Origin of the sequence: Methylobacterium sp. B1, assembly GCF_000333255.1 — a bacterium.
GTDB lineage: Bacteria > Pseudomonadota > Alphaproteobacteria > Rhizobiales > Beijerinckiaceae > Methylobacterium > Methylobacterium fujisawaense.
The window spans coordinates 1-1,283 of sequence record NZ_BACT01000681.1 but is presented as its reverse complement, the minus strand read 5'-3'; the positions used below and the strand labels follow the sequence as shown (position 1 = coordinate 1,283).

Genomic DNA, 1,283 nt, shown 5'->3' with positions numbered 1-1,283 from the left:
CTGACAGACGGCTGACAGCGCGCTTTGTGCGACGCGACAAGCCATTGTCACGGGCCGGCGGCTCGACTAAGCCTCCGGCCGCGCGCATCCTGGCATAAGAACAATTCCACGGGCGGATCCGGGTCGGCGTCGCACCGCGGTTTCACTCCTCTCGCGAGGCCCTGGCATGACCGGATTGTTGGCGGATTACCTGCCGCTCATCGTGTTCATCGGCGTGGCGCTGTTCATCGCCACCGCGCTGCTGGTCGTCCCCTTCCTGGTCGCCTTCAAGAGCCCCGATCCCGAGAAGCTTTCGGCCTACGAGTGCGGCTTCAACGCGTTCGACGACGCCCGCATGAAGTTCGACGTGCGCTTCTACCTTGTCGCCATCCTGTTCATCATCTTCGACCTCGAGGTCGCGTTCCTCTTCCCCTGGGCGATCACCTTCGGGGATCTGGGCTGGTTCGGCTTCTGGTCGATGATCGTCTTCCTGGGCGTGTTGACCGTCGGCTTCGTCTACGAGTGGCGCAAGGGCGCCCTCGAATGGGATTGATGCCCCGCCGCTCGCCGCCCGCACTGCATTCTTGAGTCGCCGATGGCCCTGATCACCGACACGAACCGCGCCCTGTCCCGCGCCCCCGCGATCGCGCCCCAGCCTAAGGGGATCATCGATCCCAACACCGGCCGTCCGATCGGCGCGGACGATCCGACCTTCCTGTCGATCAGCGACGAGTTGGCCGATCGGGGCTTCCTGCTGACCACCACGGACGAGCTGATCAACTGGGCCCGCACCGGCTCGCTGATGTGGATGACCTTCGGCCTCGCCTGCTGCGCGGTCGAGATGATGCAGATGTCGATGCCGCGCTACGATTGCGAGCGGTTCGGCTTCGCGCCCCGCGGCTCGCCCCGCCAGTCCGACGTGATGATCGTCGCCGGCACGCTGACCAACAAGATGGCCCCGGCGCTGCGCAAGGTCTACGACCAGATGCCGGAGCCCCGCTACGTCATCTCCATGGGTTCCTGCGCCAACGGCGGCGGCTACTACCACTATTCCTATTCGGTGGTGCGCGGCTGCGACCGGGTGGTGCCGGTGGACATCTACGTGCCCGGCTGCCCGCCCACCGCCGAGGCGCTGCTCTACGGCGTGCTGCTGCTGCAGAAGAAGATCCGCCGGACCGGCACGATCGAGCGCTGAGGAGCGGCCATGACGAACGGCATCTCGATCCTGCCCCACACCCAGGCGGCCTACGGCGCCGACGCCGTCGCGGCCTTGCCGAGCGGGTCACCGGCGGCCTCGGGCCCGC

At 67.0% G+C, this 1,283-nt stretch carries 2 protein-coding genes; both read left to right on the top strand.

Annotation, left to right across the window (positions count from 1 at the left end):
* Nucleotides 1-166 precede the first annotated feature (166 nt).
* Nucleotides 167-532 carry an NADH-quinone oxidoreductase subunit A gene (locus I53_RS20095; protein WP_007560754.1) on the top strand — a complete coding sequence of 122 codons (366 nt, stop codon included), beginning with the start codon at nt 167-169 and terminating at the stop codon, nt 530-532.
* Between the two features lie 42 nt (nt 533-574).
* Nucleotides 575-1,174, top strand: a complete 600-nt coding sequence (locus I53_RS20090; RefSeq protein WP_043353985.1) for an NADH-quinone oxidoreductase subunit B family protein — start codon at nt 575-577, stop codon at nt 1,172-1,174.
* Nucleotides 1,175-1,283: the final 109 nt, after the last annotated feature.